1 protein-coding gene is annotated in these 290 nt (G+C 69.7%); it reads right to left on the bottom strand.

Annotated features, from left to right (window positions below):
• Positions 1–221, bottom strand: a 221-nt coding sequence (locus H928_RS27485) for a PepSY domain-containing protein (RefSeq protein WP_043339884.1), incomplete at its 3' end; no start/stop codon positions are given.
• Positions 222–290 lie beyond the last annotated feature (69 nt).

The following is a 290-nucleotide window of genomic DNA, read 5'->3' as shown; positions in this document are numbered from 1 at the left end:
CCAGCGGCCTCGCGGGCCAGGTGGCGCGCGGCTGCATCCAGCGCCAGCGGGCCCTGAACTGCGGCGGCCTCCAGCGGCGGCTGGGCCTGCATCCAGCGCGTGATGGGCGCGCGGAACACGCTCAAAGTGCCGGTCAGAAAGATCGCGCACAGCAGCCAGCCGCTGACCAGGCCGCACCAGGTGTGCAGCCAGGCCATGCGTTGGCGAAACTCGCCTGCCATCTGCGCAGACGAGGTTTAGAACGAGCCGCGCAAGGTCAGCATCGCGTTGCGCGGATCGCCATAGTGGCT

Source organism: Comamonas sp. B-9 (assembly GCF_000410635.1).
GTDB lineage: Bacteria > Pseudomonadota > Gammaproteobacteria > Burkholderiales > Burkholderiaceae_C > Comamonas.
Note: the sequence above shows the minus strand (reverse complement) of the source record. Positions and strands in the feature narration are given on the sequence as shown.